A 19549-nucleotide genomic window follows, 5' to 3' on the forward strand; every position below is an offset into this window, starting at 1 on the left:
ATCACTCCCCAGGTTCAAAAATGGATTCGATCGTTTGTCCGAACAGCCGGGCAATCTTGAAGGCCAGCGGCAAACTCGGATCGTACTTGCCGGTCTCGATGGCGTTGACGGTTTGGCGCGAAACATCCAGCCGCTCGGCCAGGTCGGCCTGCGACCAGGCCTGCGCGCCGCGCAGTTCACGCACATGGTTATTCATGACTGCGATAGCGCCACAGCACCAGCAGCTTGGCGATGCCGAAGCTGGCGAACAGGCACGGCATCACCCAGATGGCGACCACCTGCCCCGACACCGACCAGCCCACGTTGGCGCCCATCAGCAGGCCGAAGCTGAAGAAGCCGAAGCCGGTGACCATGGCGGAGATCGCGAACGCCTCCAGGTCGATGCGCCGCTCGAGTTCATCCTGGTCGCGAACCACGCGAACCATCGCGCGGATGGCCAGCAGGATGGGCAACAGGGGCAGCAGGGCCAGCACGACGCGCCAGGTGACACTGTCGACCCGGGCCGATGCCAGCGCCGAAAGGAAGATCAGCACGACATACGCGGCCATGGCCGGCAGGAATTCGCGCAGGTAGCGCTTGTGCACTTCGCGCATGGCCATCAGTCATGTCCCCCGGTTGATGGTGTGGTCGACGACACGGGCCTCATCCCTGCCTCCGGTCATCTGCCAGCGCCGCCTTCTGCCGACGGTGACGGATCAGCTGCAGCATGGCAAAAGCGATGAATGCCGCCGCCATCCCCGCAAACACGCCCCACAACTGATCGTCGTTCTTCACGTAGGCAAAGGCGGCCACCACCGCCATCAGCACGGCGACCAGCAAGGCGCGCACGTAACCGGGAATGCCCGAATCGCCAGCACAGGCAAACATGTCGCCGCCGTAACGCCGAACCATCACCGATCGGACGATCCCGTAGCTGGCCATCATCAGCGGGAACACCCAGATCAGGATCGATCCGTCGATGGCGAGCACGTGCGCCGCCGCCAGAAAGCCGCCGACCAGGCTGAGCGCCGCCGTAAGCATCGTGGCCACGCCCAGCGCCACCAGATGCATGCGCTGCTCCAGTTCGTCGCTCTCGCGGATACGGCGGGCCATCAGGGCGAACAGGTAGAGCATCGGCAGCACCGGCGCCAACGCCAGCAGGCCCTTGGCCGCCCAGCCCTCCACCGTGCGCGCCAGCGGCCACACCAGCAACAGCAACACGACGTAGACACTCATGCTGAGCAGGGTCTGCCACTGGTAGCTCTTGTTCGAAAGACGGGTCATCACGTGGCCTCAAAGCGACTTCAGGAAAGCGTCCAGCGCCTGCTGAAACTTCACCGGCTGGTCGAGCATCACGAAATGCCGCGACGGCGAGATCGAGACCACCTTCGCCTTCGGCGCATCTTGCAGCAGCGACTGGTAGTACGCCGTCTTCTGCGCCTCGCTCATCGCCATCGGCGGCTGGCTGAAATCCGGTGCGTTGTATGGTGAAATTTCCAGGATCGGCACGTTCGCGTTCTTCAGCGCCGTACGTCCGTCGAACGCGAGATCCTCGGCCATGTACTGCGCGCTGGCCTTGATGTCGCTGCGCGCATTCATCGGCGCGTAGCGCGCGGCCAGCTGCGGATCGATCACGCCGATCTTCTGCATGTAGCCCAGCGACTGCGCCTGGAACTGCTCCGGCGTCACCGCCGACATCTGCTGCTGCATCTGCGCCGCCATCGCCTTGCGCTGCTCCGCGCTCACCCGCTCCATGCCGGGGAAAATCGGCAGTCCATCCACCGCCACCACGCCCGAGATCAGTGCCGGATGCTCGCCGGCAAACCGCAGCGCCAGCGTGCCGCCCAGGCTGTGGCCGACCAGCACCGGCTTGTCGATCTTCCGCTGTTCGATCAACTGCTCCAGCGACGCATCCGCCCGATCGAACAGGTTGCCGCCGTCAGTCGGCGCCGGCACGCCATCAAAACCCGCCAGCGTCACCGCGTACACCACGTGATCCTTCTGCAACTGCTCGATCGTCCGCTGCCACACCCACGGCCCACCCTGCAGCCCGGGAATCAGGATCACCGCACGACCGTGGTCGCCATGACGCTCGACTTTCAACGTACCTACCGTGCTAGCCGTCGGGCCCGAATCGTGGGCAACGACGGAGCTGGCACCACCCCAAATCAGGCCTGTCCCCAAAAGCAGCAACAGCGCGCGGCGCGACCACTTGTTCATGACGATTCTCCTTGTCCGGTGATGTCAAGGATGCTTGACAAACATAGGCTATCGGCCAGAGCGCCGGCTTGTCAAGCAAACTTTACATCGGCCACCACAAGCCATTGCAGGGCGCTTCCGCGAGCACCGGCCGACGGAACTTAAGTGACGGACTTCGCATTTTTGGTGTCGCAATTTGTCAGGGAAGGCTGACAAATTGTGGGAAATCCTCTTGAGAATGGGGCTTCAATGGGGTTTCAAGGCGGCGTGACCGTGCATGTAACCGTTTACTCGGATAGTTGGCACGTCGATTGCTTTAACCGCCTTCGAAAGGCTTTCCAACTCACCCGGAGAAATTCCCATGATGCTCAAGAAGTCCCTGCTCGCCGCTGCCCTCTTCACCATCAGCGGTTTCGCCCTGACCGCCAACGCCGCCACCAGCCCCATAACGGCCACCAACAAATTTACCGTGCAGATGATCGTCAACAAGACCTGCAAGGTTGTGGTGTCCGCCACCACCATCAACATCGGCGCCGCCGCTGGCGTGGATGCGGACGCAGCAGCCTCCACCCTCACCGGCAACGGCCAGGTCATCAACGTCAATTGCTCCAAGGGCACCGGCTTCAACGTAGGCCTGACTCCGCAGAATGTAAGCAGCACCACGGGCCTGGGAACCATGAAAGGCGCCATCGTCGGCAATACAGATCAGCCGACCTATCAACTCAACCAGAGTTCCTCCGGAACAGCTTGGGGCAACATCGTCAACACCAACACCGAGAGCGGAACCGGACTCGGGATGGGAGCTGCGAAGACAATCCCCCTTACCGTCTATGCCACTGCCGCAAGTGCTGATTTCACACCGGACACCTATACCGATACAGTCTCGGTGAACGTCACGTTCTGAGTCGAGGAACATCCGCCCGTGCCTGCATTTTTGCGCAATGGCCTGTTCGCCGCCCTTTGCCTCATCTGTGGCGCCGCGATTGCGAGCGGCCTGCAGGTCTCGCCGGTCTCGCTCAGCCTGCAACCAGTGCAGAACGCCGAGGGCCTGTGGCTGAGCAATACTGGCGACAACATCGTGAATGCGCAGGTACGGGTCTATCACTGGACCCAGCAAGGCGGCGAAGAACAACTCACGCCTTCGCCGGGCCTGGTGATCAGTCCACCGATGTTGCGGATCAAGCCGGGCGACAAGCAGCTGATCCGGGTCATCCGGGTCGGCGCCCCGCCCAACGGGCCAGCTGCCGTCGAGGACGCGTATCGCCTGGCCATCGACGAATTGCCCATCGACATGCATGGCAAGAAGGGCTTGCAGTTCGTATTGCACTACTCGGTACCGGTGTTTGTAGAACCCGTAGGCAACACCGCCACAGCGCCGCGGCTGAGCTGGAGTTTGCAGCGCGACGGCATTCACATGTTGCTGCAGGTTTCCAACTCCGGCACCGGTCATGCCCAGCTTGCCGAGGTGAGCTATGTGGATGGCTCCGGCCATCGCACCGAGATCTCCGCCGGGTTGCTGGGCTATGTGCTGCCAGGTGCCACGATGCACTGGACATTGAAGCAGCCGGCAGCAGCGTTTGCCGGCAGCGGCACCTTCGAGGCAGTGATCAATGGCGTCAAGACCACCCAAAAGCTATCGCTGGCCAATCGCGCTCACTGAAGTTTTGGTGTTTTGGCTGTTGTTTGCATCAACTGCTTGCGCAGACGCGGATTCTGCCGCGGCGCCTCACAGCAGTGCGATCGCCAGTCCCGCGTTTATCAGTGAATCACCGAATGCGATGTCGGCCATCGGCGGCACCGATCTGTATCTCGACGTCACCCTTAATGGCAGCAACAACGGTCTGGCGCACTTTGGCTATCGCGATGGTGAGCTGTGGGCGAGTATGGCCACGTTGCGCCAGTTGGGCTTTGCACTACCGGCCAGTACGCTCGATCCCGTACGCCTGAACAGCCTGCAAGGCGTGCAGGTCAGTTACAACCAGGAACAGCAAAGCGTCGCCATAGTGGCACCGCTGAAGCTGCTGAACTTATCCACCCATGTACTGAACACATCACAGCAGACGGCTCAGAAAGCCAGCGCATCACCCGGCCTGTTGCTCAATTACGATTTGTACGGGGCGTACGGTGAACGCGGCGCCAGCAGTTTGAGTGCGTTTACCGAACTTCGCGCTTTCGGCGAAAGTGGCGTACTGAGCAATACGTCGCTGTCCCGAATGGCACATGCCGACGGCGCGTGGCACAACCAGTCCGTTCGCATGGATACCAACTGGAGCAGGTCATTCCCCGACAAGATGCTGACCCTGCGCGTGGGCGATACGCTTACGGCAGCCAGCTCATGGTCGCGCCCCACCCGTATCGGCGGCGTGCAGTTCGGTACCAACTTTTCCCTGCAGCCATATCGCATCACCACCCCGTTGCCGCAATTTCTCGGCTCGGCCACCCTCCCTTCGCAAGTGGAGCTGTACGTCAACGGAATGAAGCAGTACAGCGGCAACGTTCCGGCCGGGCCGTTCCAGCTCGACACCATTCCCAGCATCAGCGGCGCCGGCCAGGCGCAAGTGATGCTGACCGATGCGCTGGGACGCGTGACCACGCTCGATTTTTCCCTGTACAACAGTCAGCAACTACTCCAGAAAGGATTGACCGACTGGTCGGCCGAACTGGGCGTCGTGCGTGAAAGCTACGGGTTGCACTCGTTTGACTACGGTCACGATCCCATTGGCAGTGGCACCTGGCGCCATGGCGTCAGCAACGATTTCACGGCCGAAGTTCATGGCGAGGCCACGGCCGGCTTGATCAACGCTGGCGCGGGAGGCAGCTGGTTGCTTGGCCGCGCAGGCGTGGTCTCCGGCTCTGTGGCGAGCAGCCAGCGTGCGGGTATCAAAGGCTCCCAGCTCAGCCTCGGCTATAGCTGGTTGAACAGCCGCTTCAATTTCGCCGTTCAAGGCATGCGCGCCAGCAACGGCTATCGCGACGTCGCCGCACTGTACAGCGCTTCTCCAGCGAACCTCAGTGCCAGCGCACAGGGCGGCTTCAGCACGGAGCAACTCGGCAGCTTCGGCATGAGTTATGTGCAATTGCGCTACCAGGGACAAGTGGACACGCGCTATGCCAGCGCTTACTGGTACAAGTCGATCGGCCGCCAGATGTCATTGAACTTCAACGTGAACCAGAATCTTGGGCAATCACGCGACCGCAGCTTCTTTCTGAATGTCAGCCTGTCACTGGACAACAGCACCTATCTAAGCGCCGGCGTGCAGCACGACCACAGCGGCAACCGTTACAGCGTGAATGCCAGCCACTCCGTTCCCGGTGCCGGCGGCTTCGGCTGGCTCGCACAGGCGCAGCAGGGGGAAGGCAGCCATGGTGGTCGTGCCGAGCTGGATTATCTGGGCCGTTACGGCCAGGTCCAGGCCGGCGCCTCCAGCCTTGACGGCAATTTCTCTGGCTATGCCGGCGCCAATGGCTCGCTGGTATATATGGGCGGCCACCTCTTCGCTTCACGGCGCATTTTTGATGGCTTCGCCGTTGTATCAACTGACGGCATCGCGAACGTACCAGTGCGGCTGGAAAACAATCCCATCGGAACTACCGACAAACACGGCATGATGCTGGTGTCTCCGTTGAATGCGTACCAAGACAATAGGCTCAGCATTGATCCAATGGATCTTCCCGCCGACGTGCGCATTGCCCGCGTCGATGCCATCGCGACGCCCACCGACCGATCCGGCACCATGGTGCACTTTGGCATCACACCACTGCGTGCCGCAGCGATCACGTTGATCGATGCCACCGGCAAACCACTGGCGCTGGGCAGCATGGTGCAGGTGAACGGCCATACTGGTGAACCTGCGCTGGTCGGTTTCGACGGCGCGGCGTATCTGGATACGCTGGACGTTCATAACGTGCTGGATGTCAACACGCCGAAGGGCATCTGCCACGCGCAATTCGATTATCAAAAGCGAGGTGACGGTGTTCCACAGATTGGCCCGCTGACCTGTACCTACGGAGCTTCGCCATGATCAGCTCGCCTCGACACCAGAATTTCCTTCCGCTATTGCTGCTACTTTCAATCTTGTGGTGGCTACCCGCTGGCCATGCTCAAGCCAGCGTTTACTGCTCGGCCACCATGACAAACATCAATTTCGGGACGGTGGATCCGACGCAAGGCGTTGTTACACCGGCCAGAGGCACCCTGAGTTTCACTTGCCAGAACGACGCGTACTATCAAACGGCATACGTCACAGCTTGCTTGAATATCGGAGTCGGCAGTGGCACCAGTACAACGCCAAGAAGCATGAGCAATGGCAGCTCTCAGCTCAATTTTCAGCTATACAAGGACGCCGCACTTTCGCAAATCTGGGGTTCGATCGCTACTCCGGCCACGCCCCCACCAGCACCAATGACATTCACCATTCCCGGAGCCACCTTCTTCGGAGGTGTCGGCCAGTACCAAAGCCCGGACATCACTGTATTCGGCGCCTTGGCCGGGCCGCAGGTCAGCGCCGGCGCAGGCCCATACAACAACGCTTTTTCCGGTGCGGATGCTTTCCTTACAGGCACTGTCTCCAACGGTGGCCCCTATCCGCCAAGCTGTGGCGGGGGCACCTCGGGTATCCCCTTTCCATTCACCGTCAGTGCGCTGGTCTCGAAGTCGTGTACGGTTGCCGCAGGCCCCACTCTCAACCTCGGTAATCCCGCTGGCGTGGACGCCGCGCTCACCAACATCACCGGCAGCAACAGCATCAACGTGACCTGCACGAACGGCACGCCGTACTTCGTGGGCCTCGCACCATCCAACAACAGCACGACCGGTGCTGGATTGATGGCAGGCTCCGGCAGCAACAGCGACAAGATTCCCTACCAATTGCGCTCGACAGCGGGCATGGCAGGAACCATCTGGGGCAATACCGCCACCTCGACCAGTGTCGGCAATGGCGTAGCCGGCACCGGAAATGGCAACAGCCAGTTGCTCACCGTGTACGCAACCACTCCTAGCGCTGACTTCACGCCGGACACCTATACCGACGTCGTCACGATCAACGTCAACTATTGAGTGACGCTCTTCTGGCGATGCCTGCAGCCAGCCGTATCCCCGGCCACTGCAGCACACGCGGGCAGGCCCTCATGCCGCGGCATCCGGAAGTGGCTCCACGCGACAGCGCCGAGACTGATCAAGACTGCACTTCGACCCCACGGCCGGAGCCAGTCCCACGAGGATCACTTGTCGGACCTGAATCTTTTTGAGTTCAGAAGATCCTGACAAGCCACGCCCACCCAACCTCGACAAGGCCAGCTGACCCAAATCTCACCTTTGTGACGCAAACCTCATTCCAATCGTTGAGCATTGCGTTCATGAAACGTGAAAAAAATGTAATAAGATACCTGTCGGTGAGCAAAACAAAGGGGTTGTTCGCCGCGGGTTGCACCGGCGAGGAAGCGCAGCCGAGGCATGCGAAGGGAGCATGGCCTATGATGGCATAAATTTTGCTTTGAACCATGCATCACCTCTCAAGAACAGGCTTGTCGGGGAGTTCTCATCGTGAAGCAAGCGGGATATCACATGGTCGATCGCCGGGGCGTAGCACCCCTGGCGAACCTGTGTGTCCGCTTTGCCGGCCATGCCAAGGCATGGTTGCTCACTGCCCTGCTCCTGCTCGGATCGACAATCGCTGCCACGGCATCGGCGGCGAGGGTGGCGGCCGGCACGCAGGTGAACAACACGGTGACGGTGAGCTATGTGCAGGGTGGTGCCACGCTCACCGGCACGGCCAGCACGAGTTTCGTGGTCGATCAGCTGATCGACGTGACGACGACCTGGCAGGATGCCAAGCCGGTGCAGGCGGCGGCCGGATCGGTCAACCAGACCTTGCTGTTCCGGCTGACCAATACCGGCAACGGGAATGACAACTACAAGCTGGCGCCGACCGCCCTGCCCGCCAGCGGCACCGGTTTCGCGGTCGACCAGTGCAGGCTGTTCATCGACCAGGATCGCAACGGCAGCTATTCCGGCAGCGACCCGGAATACGTGCCGGGCAACAACGACCCGGTTCTCGCCGCCGGCAGCTACATCGATGTATTCGCCCTCTGCGCGCTGCCCGCCACGGCGAATGACGCCAGCCTCGCCACGGTCAGGTTGACCGCCACCTCGAACATCCTCAGCGGAACGCCAGGCAACTCCAGGGCAGCAACGGGCATACCCGGCATGAACGTGGTGGTCGGCATGAGCCATGGCCGCTCGTCATCCGACGGCACCTACCAGGCCAGCAGCGTCGGCTACCAGTTCACCTCGACCCAGCGGGTGACGGACAGGTCCGGCGGCAGCGTAGCGACCTCCGGCTCACGCATCGTCTACACGATGACGGTCACCGGCAACGGCGGCAGCGCAGCCGGCCGCAACCTGATCGTCACCAATCCGATCCCCGAACACACCACCTACGACCCGGGCAGCCTGACCCTGGATGGCGTCGCCCTCGGTGACGGCAACACCGACGGCGACGCCGGCGACTACAACGTCACGACGGCCAACGCCATCGCGGTCCGGCTGGGCAACATGCCCGGGACGGCCAATCCGCACACCATCACTTTCGAAGTCACGATCAATTGAGGTCACGAACATGAAATCGATCCGCATCCCCCTTCTTGCACTTGGCCTGCTTGCCGCGTTTGCGCTGCAGGCAGCACCGGCTAAGGGCAGCATCGAGCTGCAGTCGGTGGCCACGCAGCAGAAAGTCACCGTGGAAAAGGACGGCAGCAAGCACACCGAAATGGTGCCGGCTGCACGCGTGGTTCCCGGCACCGAAGTCACCTACACCATCAACTACCACAACGTCGACGCGAAGCCGGCGGACGACGTGGTGATCAACAACCCGGTGCCTGCGCACATGGATTACGTCGCGGACTCGGCGACGGGCGCGAACACCACCATCAGCTACTCGGCCGATGGCGGCAAGACGTGGGCCGGCACGCTGGCGCAGCTGTCGGTGAAGAACGCCGACGGCAGCCTGCGCCCGGCCACCGAGAAGGATTGCACCCACATCCGCTGGGTGGTGAACGGCAAGGTCGCGCCCGGCGCGAAGGGTTCGGTGAGTTTTCGTGCGGTGCTGCAGTAACTCGGGGTTCTGCAGCACGGCAATGACATGACAAAGGGGTCAGTTCACAGGTTTTGCTGACCGGGCCGAGCAGGCCCGGTTACTCGGGGAGCATGGCGTTGTGACGTAACCGCCGACGGGGCAAGCCCGCACGGCTCGGGGTGTTCACGCACTGCTAGGTAGATGCCGGCCAGGCACGACGTGTCTGGCCGCAGAGGGAAGTGCGTGCCGAAAACACGCAAGCGACACGGGCCAACGGCGCAAGAACCGACGTCCCGGCAACACGGCCAGCCAGGCATGGCGACACCGATCCGCATGGCCAGCGGATCAACAGTCCTGAAAAACCTTTACAGAGGAAACACTCATGAAGCATCTCAATCGAGCCAGGCTCGCCTCGACCTTGATGGTCGGCGCGTTGCTTGGGCTGGGGTCGATGGCGGCGAATGCCGCCACCACCGCCGGCACGGATGTCAGCAATACCGCCACGGTGGCTTACAAGGTCGGCACGGTCGACCAGACCCCCATTACCAGCAACACCGTCACCTTCAAGGTTGATGCGAAACTCATCCTCAGCGTCACCAAGTTGGACGGCACGATCATTGAGACACAGCCGGGCAGCACGACCGCTGTGACCAAGTTCAAGGTTCAAAACGACGGCAACCAAACACAGGACGCCGTCCTGTCCGCCGTCAACATGGCATCTGGCTCGGCCAATCCGTTTGGCACACCGGCCAACTCCAACCTCGCCATCGTGACTTCCAAGGTGTACGCCGATACCAACGGCAACAACACCTACGATGCCGGCACCGATCTGCAGATCTCTGTATTGAGCAACCTCGCTGTCGGCAGTGCTGGCGCCAAGACCGTGTTCGTCGTCGCCACGATCCCCGCGACCGCAACCGATTCCCAGGTAGCGGTGGTGGGTCTGCTTGCCAAGGTCGGTACCGCCGGCAGCGGCGCCGCGCTCGCCACTGACGACTCCGGCAGTGCCTGGACCGCAGGTACCGTGCAGAACATCTTTGCGGAAGCGGCATCGGCCCATCCGGCAACGGGTGACAGCGGACAGTACGACGGTGCTGCTTCGGATCTCGACGCCTATCTCGTGAAATCGGCCTCGTTGACCATCAACAAGTCCTCCAAGGTGCTCAGCGATCCGACCGGCGCGGCGATTCCCCATGCCATCCCGGGTGCTGTCATGCAGTACACCATCACGGTTGCCAATGCGTCCGGCGCCAGCACCAACGCTTCGGCCATCGCGATCAACGACAGTCTGGCGTCGATGCTGACCAACGTGACCTGGAATACGGGAACGCTGAAGGTCACCACCACCGGTACCGGCAATGCAACGGGCTCCTGCGCGGACGCAGGTTCCACGCTGACGGCCACCAGCCCGTACACGGCGGTGACCTGCGGATACAGCAGCCAGACCGTGTCGGTATCCGGCATCACGCTGAAGCCGAGCGACACCGCGACAATCACGTTCAACGTCACCATCAACTGACGGCGGACTGATCGCACCGTGTTCCACACTCTGCTCAGGATTTCAGGACTGCGCTCGCGCACGGGTCGGCAACGACCCGCGCGCGACGCGCTTCTGTGCCTGCAGCACGCAGGTACGCACGATGAATGCATGGACAAGTCGCGGTTGATGCACGAAGTTTCCGCATCGACCCGCCTTGCCAAAGCCTCTTCCCCCCGCAAGGGCCGGGCAGGACGTTTTGGCAAGGTGTGGCTGCTGGCCAGCCTCACCCTGTCGGCACTGCCGGTCGCATGGGCGGCCACGCCCACGCCGCCGGGCACCATCATCAACAACCAGGCGACGCTCACCTGGCAGGGTCCGGTCGGCTCCGCCGGACTGAACGAAGCACCCACGTTTTCGCTGACCACCGCCCAGGCCACGCCGGTGACCGGCGCGCGCACGCCGTCGAGCGCGGTGTTCCTGACCTACGCACAGGGTTCCACCAGCGCACTGATCGGCCCGACCCAGTGCAGCCGCGATGGCGGCGCCACGTTCAACGCCCTGCCGGCACCGTTGTCGGCGCAGGGCACCAAGCTGGACCCGAACAGCGCGCAGCCGCTGGGCCCGGCGCAGATGTATTACCCGGGCGACCCGGTGTTCGTGCAGATCACCGACCACGACCAGAACCTCAACCCGCTGGCGCGCGAAACGATTCTGGCCACCGTGGCGGTCGCCGGCAGCAGCCAGTCGGTGACCGTGCGCCTGACCGAGAATGGCCCGGACAGCGGCATCTTCACCGGTTACGTGCCCAGCAGCAGCGACGCCGGTACCGCCTGCGCACTGAGCCTGCAGCCGAACCAGCATCTGGAGCTGCACTACACCGACATCGCCGACGCCAGCGACACGGCTGCCACGCAGGCGCTGGTGAGCCCGTACAACGTGGTGTTCGACGCCACCACCGGCGCGCGCATCAATGGCGCGAAGATCACCCTGGTCGACGCGGACACCGGCATCGCCGTGGCCCATGTCACCGGTCGCGACGGCGTCAGCAACTTCCCGTCGAGCGTGACCTCGGGACAGAGTGTCACCGACAGCTCCGGTGCCACTTACAGCGCCTCCGCTGGCGCGTTCCTGCTGCCGCAGGTGCCCGCGGGTCGCTACCGCTTGCAGGTGGTGCCGCCGGCCGGCTATCGCTATGCGTCGACGGCCACCCAGGCCGCCCTGCAGCAGCTGGCCGGCGCGCCGTACGCGCTGGGGCCGGCTTCGTTCGAACAGACCTTCACCCTGGCCAGCACGCAGCCGATCGGCTTCGACATTCCGCTGGACCCGGTTTCCAGCAGCCTGTTCGTGCAGAAGACCGCCTCGGTGAACGTCGCCGCGGTGGGCGACATGATCCAGTTCACCGTGGCGGTGGAGAACAGCGACAAGGTGGGCGTGGCCCAGGATGTGCGCCTGGTCGACACCTTGCCGCAGGGCTTCCGCTACGTGAAGGGGTCGGCACGCATCGGCACGAGCAAGGCCGCCGATCCGCAGATCGCCGCGAACGGCCAGCAATTGCAGTTCGACCTGGGCAACATCGACAAGTCCAGCCAGCTGCAGCTGACCTATGTCACCGAAGTCACCGCAGCCACCCCGCTGGGTGCATCGATCAATCGTGCGCAAGGCCTTGCCGATGGCGGCACCGCTTCGAACATCGCCACCGCGCAGGTGGAGATCCAGAACGAGCTGATGCAGGACGTGAACACCGTGATCGGTCGCGTGCTGGTCGGCTGCGATTCGCACGAGGGTCTGGCCGGCGTGCGCGTGCTGATGGAGGACGGCAGCTACGTGGTCTCCGACAAGGATGGCCGCTTCCACTTCCAGGCCGTGAAGAACGGCACCCACGTGGTGCAGCTGGATACCGACAGCCTGCCGCAGGGTTACGCGGTCGATGACTGCGAGCGCAACACGCGTTTCGCCGGGCGCAGCTACTCACAGTTCGTCGAACTGCATGGTGGTGCGTTGTGGCGCGCCGATTTCCACGTGCGCCGGCTGCCGCCGCCGACCGGCCATGTTGCCGTGCAGCTGGCACAGCAGGCTGATGGCGCATTGATCCACAACACGCTGACGCTGGCGGTCGAGCAGGTGCCGGTGAGCAAGCTGAGCGCCACCGTGCTGGTGCCGGCCGGCGCGCATTACGTCGATGGCTCGGCACGGCTCGACGGTCACGCGTTCGCCGCGCCCGACGCGATGGATGGCGCCCTGGTATTCCGCCTCGGCGACCGCGCCGCCGGATGGCAGGGCAAGTTGAGCTTCGATCTGCAGTCGAAGGCGGATGTCACCGCCGCGCTGTCCACGCAGGCACTGATCAATTTCGACACGCCCGGGGCCGCCCACCAGCACACGCCGCCGGCGTCCGTGTTGCTGTCCGCGCACGGCGCCGCCCGCTCCGACCTGCAGCAGGTCGCCACGCTGGGCCTGGCCCCGTCCGCCGCGAAAACCGCGACGGCGGAACCTGTGCAGACTGACAAGAACGCGGATGACGAAGCGCTGGCCGACCACTTCCAGCTGAACATGCAGCAAGTGGAAAGCGCCGGATCGCAGGCCGGATTCATCTGGCCCGACGCCAGCTATTCGCCGTCCGTGCCCAGCATCAAGGTGGCGGTCAGGCACGGCCCGAAACAGCAGGTGCGGTTGTCGGTGAACGGCACGCCGGTGTCGTCGCGCAACTTCTCCGGCGCCAAGCTCAACGCCGCCCATACCGTCGCTGCCAGCGAATGGCTGGGCGTGCCGCTGGTGGAAGGCGACAACACCTTGCTTGCGGAAATCACCGAAGGCGGCAAGGTGGTGCAGCGCGTCGAGCACCAGGTGCACTACTCCGGCGTGCCGGTGCGCGCGGAACTGGTGCTGGACCAATCCAGCCTGGTCGCCGACGGCAAGAGCCGCCCGCGTCTGGCCATCCGCCTGTACGATCGCTGGGGCTATCCGGTGCGTCGCGGCATGACCGGCCGTTACACGCTGCAATCCCCCTACCAGCCGTACCAGAGCCAGCAGGAATTGCAGGACAACCAGCTGTTGGCGATCGCCCCGCGCGAACCGAAGTACACGGTAGGCGAGGATGGCATCGCCCAGCTGGAACTGGCCCCGACCACCGTGTCGGGCCAGGTCATGGTGAGCATCCCGCTGCAGAACGACACCCGTCAGGATCTGCGCGCGTGGATGCAGCCGGGCAAGCGCGACTGGATCCTGGTCGGCGTGGCCAACGGCACCGCCGCGTTCAACGGCATCCGCGGGCATATCGAGAACGTGTCAGGCAACGATCCGAACCGCGACCTGTTCCAGGACGGCCGCATCGCGCTGTACGCCAAGGGCATGATCAAGGGCCAGTACCTGCTGACCGCCGCCTACGATTCGGCCAAGGCCAGCGGCGCCGATCGCGCCACGCTCAACGGCCTGCAGCAGAGCGTCGATCCGAACCAGTACTTCATGCTGTACGGCGACGCCGCCGAGCAGGGCTACGACGCGTCCAGCGCCAGCAAGCTGTACCTGAAGATCGAACGCGGCCAGTTCTACGCGATGTTCGGCGACTTCGACACCAACCTCAACGTCACCGAGCTGTCGCGTTACGACCGCCGCTTCAACGGCGTGCAGAGCGCCTACGAAAGCAGGCACCTGGGCTACACCGCGTTCGCCGCGCGCAACGCGCAGTCCTATGTGCACGACGAGATCCAGGGCAACGGCACCTCGGGCATGTACCACCTGGCGCGCCAGCAGATCCTGCTGAACTCCGAGCGCATCCGCCTGGAAACGCGCGACCGTTACCACAACGAGCGCGTGATCAGCACGCAGCAGCTGAGCAGCTACCTCGATTACACGCTGGACTATTACAGCGGCGCGCTGTTCTTCAAGCAGCCGGTGCCCAGCTTCGACGAGAACATGAACCCGGTCTACATCGTGGCCGAGTACGAAGTGATGCGCGCCGGCGACCAGTCGATCACCGCCGGCGGCCGCGTGGCGGTGAAGGCGGCCGGCGACCGGCTGGAACTGGGCGTGACCATGGTCAACGAAGGCGCCGACACCGGCAGCAATCGCCTGGGCGGCGCCGACCTGCGGGTGAAGCTGACCAGCACCAGCGAACTGAAGGCCGAGGTGTCGCACACTTCGTCAGCGGCCGGCACCGCCAACCTGCTGACCGGTTTCAACAACGTGCCCGGCGCCAGCACCTCCACCACCGCGCAAGGTTCCGGCACGGCCTATCTGATGACCTTGCAGAACCACGGCAAGCGGCTGGAGAGCGAGCTCTACCTGCGCCAGCTCGGCGTGGGTTTCGGGCTGGGCCAGCAGTCGCTGGGCCAGGGCGGCACGCGCAAGTTCGGCGGCAACGCGCGCTACCTGCTGGACAAGCACTGGTCGCTGCAGATGGAAGCCTATCGCGAGCAGTCGCTGCAGCTGGCCAGCGCGCGCACCGTGGCCGATGCGGGCGTGCGCTACCAGGCCAGCAATCACTCGCTGACCATGGGCCTGCGCCACGTCAGCGATGACTACCCGCAGGCCGGCGCGACGGTTGCCGACCCGAACAACGGCGGCGTCACCAGCGGCATCCTCGGCAATGGCCTGGGCACCCTGGCCAGCGGCAGTGCCGACCAGGTCTACCTGGGCGGCAGCACCGGCATCTTCGACAACAAGGTGACCCTGCACGGCATCACCAGCCAGAACATCGCCGGCAACGACCCGGCCTACCCGGCCAGCACCTTGCTGGGCGTCGACTACAAGATGACCGACGCGGCCACCCTGTTCGTCAATCAGCAGTTCAACGACGGCGCCCAGCAGCAGTACAGCCGGATGACCGAACTGGGCGTGCGGGCCACGCCGTGGCAGCGCGCGCAACTGACCAACTCGATCGGCCAGCAGATGACCGAATACGGTCCGCGCACGTTCTCCACCTCCGGGCTCACCCAGGGCTGGCAGGTCAGCAAGTCGCTGACCCTCAGCGCCGGCCTGAACCAGGTGAAGTCGCTGCATCGCCCGGAAGCACCGACCACCGGCACCACCGCCGACGGCCAGGCCGTCCCGGTGGCGGGCGCGCTCAATGCGGCCACGCCCTCGATCGCCGGCTCGGCCACCGAAGACTTCACCTCGATGTTCCTCGGCAGCACCTGGCGCCAGAAGGACTGGTCATGGACCAGCCGCGTCGAGTCGCTGCGTTCCACCAGCGAAAAGCGGATCGGCCTGTTCGGCGGTTTCTACCGCGACCTGTCCGCCGGCAACGCGTTCTCCAGCACCTTGCAGGCGTTCGACAGCCGCTTCAGTCCCGGCGGCAAGTCCAGCAATGCGACCTTGCGTTTCAGCTTCGCGCACCGCCCGGACGACGCTCGCTGGTCGCTGCTGGAGCAACTCGACCTGAGCTGGAACAACCAGCAGGGCCTGTCCGTGTCACCGTTCCTGCAGCAGGGCAGCACCGGCATCGCCGCCAGCCAGCAGAGCCCGCAACAACTGGCCGGCGCGCTGGGCAGCTCCGGCACGTTCGGCATCAACCAGCAGACCGCCAAGCTGGTCAACAACCTGCAGGCCAACTACCGCGGCGACCACTCGCAGTGGTCGATCTACTACGGCTCGAAGTACGCACGCTACAAGTTCGACAGCGGCAACTACGCCGGCTACACCGACCTGATCGGCAGCGAATTCCGCTACGACGTATCCGAGCACTGGGACGTCGGCGTGATCGCCAGCCGCATGCACTCGTACCGCTCCGGCGTATCCAGCAGCAGCCTCGGCCTGGAAACCGGCTGGGACGTCGGCACCAACATGTGGCTCAGCGTGGGCTACAACTTCAAGGGCTACTACGACCAGGACTTCACCGCCGCGCACTACACCGCGAAAGGCATGTTCCTGCGCTTCCGCTTCAAGTTCGATCAGGATACGGTGAGGGCGATGGCAGAAGGAATGAGCCGATGACACTGCGTCCCGCTTCGATGACAGATCGCCCCTTGCCGAAAAAGCCGTCCGTTATGCGCTCGCAGGCTGCGCTGATGCGCGGCCTGCAGAAGCTGGGGTTGGCGCTGTTGCTGCTTTGTGGCTGGCTGTTTGCGGCACCTGCCATGGCGGCCAGCTGTGGTCCGGCCACGGGACAAGGCAGCGCGCCGGCCGATTACTCCACCTACTGCTGGCTGGATTTCTCCACCTACAACGACGCCACGGCGCGCAGCAGCGCGGGGCAGAACTTTGTCTTCAACCTGCCTGGCGGTGCGACGCTCAGTTTCACCGTCAAGGCTTCCGGAACCAACATGGCCGCCGTGGCATCGCCTTCGTGGAGCGGCGCCGCTTTTGGCTATGCAGCCTTCAACGGCATTCCCGGGCGACCCGTGCTGTATGGCACAGGCACCGGCACCAGCAACTTCAGTTTCACCAACATCGTCCTGTCAGTTAACGGCGCCACCAATGTCCCTTACGCCCTGGTGGCGGCCGACGGCGAATCGAGCAACAGCGGCGAGAGCTTGAAGTTCACCACCAATGGCAATCCGTGGACGCAACTGGCGCAGATGTCGAATGGCGGCGCGATCTATCCCACGCTGACTGGTGTGGGCACCGGCACCGTGACCGAGACCGGTGTGGACGGCACCGTTGGCAGTTACGCGTTCGCCACCACCGGCAGTCCAACCACCATAACAACGACGATGGTCAACGGTGGCCTGCAGGGCGCACTGTTCGGGGTGAAGTTCTACGCTGCCGACCTGATCATCACCAAGTCCCATACCGGCGACTTCATCGCCGGCGGCACCGGCAGCTACAACCTGCTGGTGCACAACAACGGACCCGATGCGGCGCAAGGCGTCACCACCGTCACCGACACGCTGCCTGCCGGACTCACCTATGCCTCGGCCAGCGGCAGCGGCTGGACCTGCGCCGCCGCGGGTCAGCTGGTCACCTGCACCAGTACGAACACGGTCGCCAGCGGCGCCAACCTGCCGGCGATCACGCTGAACGTGAACGTCGCCGCGAGCGCGGCGGCGTCGATCAGCAACACCGCAACGGTCAGCAACGCGAACTACAACTACAACACCAGCAATGACAGCAGCACCGACCCGACCACCATCATCCACTCGGACCTGTCCAACTCGACCAAGACCGTGCTGGACACCAACGGCGGCGACGCCAACCCCGGCGACACGCTGCGTTACACGATCACCCTGATCAACAACACCGCCGCCGTAGCCAGCGGGGTCAGCGTCAGCGATGACATGCCAGCCGGCGTGGGCGGCCTCAACGTGATCAGCACGCCCACCGGCAGCAGCAACGGCAGCACCAGCAGCGGCGGTGTCAACGGCACCGGCAAGGTCAGCGTGAGCGGTATCAGCGTGCCGGCCAACGGCAGCGTCACCATCGTCTACGACGTCACCGTGTCCGGCAGCGATGCGCCGGGGTTCACTATCGACAACAGCGCGACGGTAAACAATCCCAACGGCACCGGCTCAACGCCCGCTGCGCCTACCGTGATCGTCTCCCAAACATTGGTGGCGCCGCCAGTCACCGGCAACAAGATTCTCTACGTGCAAGACGCGGGTACCTTGACCCGTACTCCACAAACATCGAACAGCACAAATGGCTCGCGCACGGGGATCAATGGTGGCGGTGACTCAGCCACATGGAACCTGGCCCCGGTCATTGCCACCGGCAAGACGCTGGCCATTCCTGCACAAACGATCACGGTGCAACTGGTTATAGCCGCGACCGGTGACTACACCGGATCTAACCGGAGCGTCGTCGTCACGTTGTTCAACGGAGGCACCTCCATCGGGAGCGACACCGAAAACGTTTCTGGTGGAAATACTCTCTACACGTTCCAGATACCGGTTACGGCGCAAACCATTGGCCAGGGAAGCGGCCTGAATCTGCTGGTTACCAATAACGGCTCCAACAACTGGTGGAACGGCAACCGATCCATTGCCGTTTCCCAGAAAACCAACGGACAAGGTGCCAGCACCGTCACGGTCTACACCACCACCGTCATCAATGTGGACAGCGTCTCCGTTTACTCGGCGGCATATGGGTCTGTCACAACCAAGGCGACATATGCTCCGGGCGACCATGTATACGTGCGAGCCGTCATCAGCGATCCCTTTGGCCAGTACGACATCACCAACGCAACACTGACTCTCACCGATCCCAACAATGCGACTCCTGTAAACGGCGTGAACATGAGCCGGGTCGATTCGGCCACGAGCGGCGCGACAAGGATCTTTGAGTACGACTACACGGTACCAAGTGGCGCCAAGACCGGCACGTGGCGCGCAGCCGTTACAGGCATCGAGGGCTCCGAAGGTACCGTCACGCATACGCGCACCGGCTTGTTCGAAGTGGCGCTCCCGCAACCCAATCTGCTGGTGATGAAATCAGTCACCGTGGCGACTGATCCCACCTACTGCACCACAGCCGGCAATCCCGCCAGTTGTTCAGTACCCGCGGGCAAGGCGATGCACTCCCTTCCTGGCGCGGCAGTGCAATACACCATCAACGTCAGCAACAACGGCGTGGGTCCTGCGGACAACAACAGCCTGGTGATCACCGACCCGATCCCGGCCAACTCAAAGTTCGTGCTGGGCAGCGTTGCTTTCACCGACGGCACGCCCAGCAGCGGGCTGACGTTTGCGCCGGCCAACGTGACCTACTCCGGCGTGGGCAGCGCCGGGCCATGGACTTACACCCCGGCCAATGACGGCAGCGGCGCGGATGCCGGCGTGAAGGCGCTGAGGATCGCCCCGCAGGGCATCATGGCCGGCAAGAGCGGCGCCACCGCACCGAACTTCTCGGTGACGTTCCGCGTGATCATCCTGTAGCCGGACGT

13 protein-coding genes are annotated in these 19549 nt (G+C 63.5%); 9 read left to right on the forward strand and 4 right to left on the reverse strand.

Annotated features, from left to right (window positions below; genetic code table 11):
* Position 1 precedes the first annotated feature (1 nt).
* Genes I6J77_RS16225 through I6J77_RS16240 form a run of 4 tightly spaced genes read right to left on the reverse strand, consistent with a single transcriptional unit; the run spans position 2 to position 2199 of the window.
* Complete coding sequence (locus I6J77_RS16225) at positions 2–196, reverse strand: helix-turn-helix transcriptional regulator (RefSeq protein WP_007806678.1); 195 nt, start codon at positions 194–196, stop codon at positions 2–4.
* Entirely contained in the window at positions 189–599 is a 411-nt protein-coding gene (locus I6J77_RS16230; protein ID WP_204109832.1) for a hypothetical protein, read from the reverse strand. The genes I6J77_RS16225 and I6J77_RS16230 overlap by 8 nt, the downstream gene beginning before the upstream one ends.
* A 43-nt stretch (positions 600–642) precedes the next feature.
* Positions 643–1263, reverse strand: coding sequence for a hypothetical protein (locus tag I6J77_RS16235; RefSeq protein ID WP_204109833.1), 621 nt, complete (start codon positions 1261–1263; stop codon positions 643–645).
* 9 nt (positions 1264–1272) lie between these two features.
* Positions 1273–2199, reverse strand: a complete 927-nt coding sequence (locus I6J77_RS16240; protein ID WP_204109834.1) for an alpha/beta fold hydrolase — start codon at positions 2197–2199, stop codon at positions 1273–1275.
* 340 nt (positions 2200–2539) lie between these two features.
* Here I6J77_RS16240 and I6J77_RS16245 point away from each other — a divergent pair, with 340 nt between their 5' ends.
* The 9 genes from I6J77_RS16245 (at position 2540) to I6J77_RS16285 (ending at position 19541) form a co-directional block, all read left to right on the forward strand.
* Entirely contained in the window at positions 2540–3082 is a 543-nt protein-coding gene (locus I6J77_RS16245) for a spore coat protein U domain-containing protein (RefSeq protein ID WP_204109835.1), read from the forward strand.
* 18 nt (positions 3083–3100) lie between these two features.
* A complete protein-coding gene (locus I6J77_RS16250) occupies positions 3101–3838 on the forward strand; it encodes a molecular chaperone (RefSeq protein ID WP_204109836.1) in 738 nt (245 codons plus the stop codon).
* Between the two features lie 118 nt (positions 3839–3956).
* On the forward strand, positions 3957–6200 hold the full coding sequence (locus tag I6J77_RS16255) for a fimbria/pilus outer membrane usher protein (RefSeq protein WP_239309058.1): 2244 nt from the start codon (positions 3957–3959) through the stop codon (positions 6198–6200).
* Complete coding sequence (locus I6J77_RS16260; protein ID WP_204109838.1) at positions 6197–7234, forward strand: spore coat U domain-containing protein; 1038 nt, start codon at positions 6197–6199, stop codon at positions 7232–7234. Before I6J77_RS16255 ends, I6J77_RS16260 begins: the two co-directional genes overlap by 4 nt.
* A 486-nt stretch (positions 7235–7720) precedes the next feature.
* Positions 7721–8785 (forward strand): hypothetical protein, encoded by a 1065-nt coding sequence (locus I6J77_RS16265; RefSeq protein ID WP_204109839.1) that lies wholly within the window; start codon positions 7721–7723, stop codon positions 8783–8785.
* Between the two features lie 10 nt (positions 8786–8795).
* On the forward strand, positions 8796–9290 hold the full coding sequence (locus I6J77_RS16270) for a DUF11 domain-containing protein (RefSeq protein ID WP_204109840.1): 495 nt from the start codon (positions 8796–8798) through the stop codon (positions 9288–9290).
* Positions 9291–9633: 343 nt separating this feature from the next.
* Positions 9634–10770 (forward strand): hypothetical protein, encoded by a 1137-nt coding sequence (locus I6J77_RS16275; protein WP_204109841.1) that lies wholly within the window; start codon positions 9634–9636, stop codon positions 10768–10770.
* Between the two features lie 129 nt (positions 10771–10899).
* On the forward strand, positions 10900–16662 hold the full coding sequence (locus I6J77_RS16280) for a DUF11 domain-containing protein (RefSeq protein ID WP_204109842.1): 5763 nt from the start codon (positions 10900–10902) through the stop codon (positions 16660–16662).
* Positions 16659–19541: a CshA/CshB family fibrillar adhesin-related protein gene (locus tag I6J77_RS16285; protein WP_204109843.1), complete on the forward strand. Its 2883-nt coding sequence runs from the start codon at positions 16659–16661 to the stop codon at positions 19539–19541. The genes I6J77_RS16280 and I6J77_RS16285 overlap by 4 nt, the downstream gene beginning before the upstream one ends.
* The last annotated feature ends 8 nt before the right edge of the window (positions 19542–19549 follow it).

This window comes from Rhodanobacter sp. FDAARGOS 1247 (genome assembly GCF_016889805.1).
Lineage (GTDB): Bacteria > Pseudomonadota > Gammaproteobacteria > Xanthomonadales > Rhodanobacteraceae > Rhodanobacter.

What these genes read in the sequence shown, in the direction of transcription:
- I6J77_RS16225 (WP_007806678.1), bottom strand. Translation starts at nt 196, where the DNA reads ATGAATAACCATGTGCGTGAACTGCGCGGCGCGCAGGCCTGGTCGCAG.
- I6J77_RS16230 (WP_204109832.1), bottom strand. Translation starts at nt 599, where the DNA reads ATGGCCATGCGCGAAGTGCACAAGCGCTACCTGCGCGAATTCCTGCCG.
- I6J77_RS16235 (WP_204109833.1), bottom strand. Translation starts at nt 1,263, where the DNA reads ATGACCCGTCTTTCGAACAAGAGCTACCAGTGGCAGACCCTGCTCAGC.
- I6J77_RS16240 (WP_204109834.1), bottom strand. Translation starts at nt 2,199, where the DNA reads ATGAACAAGTGGTCGCGCCGCGCGCTGTTGCTGCTTTTGGGGACAGGC.
- I6J77_RS16245 (WP_204109835.1), top strand. Translation starts at nt 2,540, where the DNA reads ATGATGCTCAAGAAGTCCCTGCTCGCCGCTGCCCTCTTCACCATCAGC.
- I6J77_RS16255 (WP_239309058.1), top strand. Translation starts at nt 3,957, where the DNA reads ATGTCGGCCATCGGCGGCACCGATCTGTATCTCGACGTCACCCTTAAT.
- I6J77_RS16260 (WP_204109838.1), top strand. Translation starts at nt 6,197, where the DNA reads ATGATCAGCTCGCCTCGACACCAGAATTTCCTTCCGCTATTGCTGCTA.
- I6J77_RS16270 (WP_204109840.1), top strand. Translation starts at nt 8,796, where the DNA reads ATGAAATCGATCCGCATCCCCCTTCTTGCACTTGGCCTGCTTGCCGCG.
- I6J77_RS16275 (WP_204109841.1), top strand. Translation starts at nt 9,634, where the DNA reads ATGAAGCATCTCAATCGAGCCAGGCTCGCCTCGACCTTGATGGTCGGC.
- I6J77_RS16280 (WP_204109842.1), top strand. Translation starts at nt 10,900, where the DNA reads ATGGACAAGTCGCGGTTGATGCACGAAGTTTCCGCATCGACCCGCCTT.
- I6J77_RS16285 (WP_204109843.1), top strand. Translation starts at nt 16,659, where the DNA reads ATGACACTGCGTCCCGCTTCGATGACAGATCGCCCCTTGCCGAAAAAG.